Origin of the sequence: Winogradskyella vincentii (assembly GCF_020166345.1) — a bacterium.
GTDB classification, from domain to species: domain Bacteria; phylum Bacteroidota; class Bacteroidia; order Flavobacteriales; family Flavobacteriaceae; genus Winogradskyella; species Winogradskyella vincentii.
Genome location: NZ_JAIUJS010000060.1, coordinates 1 through 325, shown reverse-complemented (window position 1 = coordinate 325; position 325 = coordinate 1). Strand labels below are relative to the sequence as shown.

Annotated in this window: 1 protein-coding gene; it reads left to right on the top strand. The window is 50.2% G+C overall.

All coding sequences use genetic code 11. From position 1 onward, the window contains the following. Window positions 1-325, top strand: a 325-nt coding sequence (locus LBV24_RS15165; RefSeq protein WP_224479494.1) for a hypothetical protein, incomplete at both ends; no start/stop codon positions are given.

Genomic DNA, 325 nt, shown 5'->3' with positions numbered 1-325 from the left:
CAGCGCCTGCCGATGTGACTATCGAGTGTACCGAGGACGAGTCTTCTGCCAATACTGGCGTGGCTACTGGTAGTGATACCTGTGGTACGGTGACCATTAGCGAAAGCGATGCGGTTGTTAATGCTTGTGGTAATACTAAAACAATTACTAGAACATGGACGGCTACGGATGATTGTGGCAACACAACGTCTGCTGTTCAAATGATAACGGTTGTGGATACTACGCCACCGACTATTACAGCGCCTGCCGATGTGACTATTGAGTGTACCGAGGACGAGTCTTCTGCCAACACTGGCGTGGCTACTGGTAGTGATACCTGTGGTAC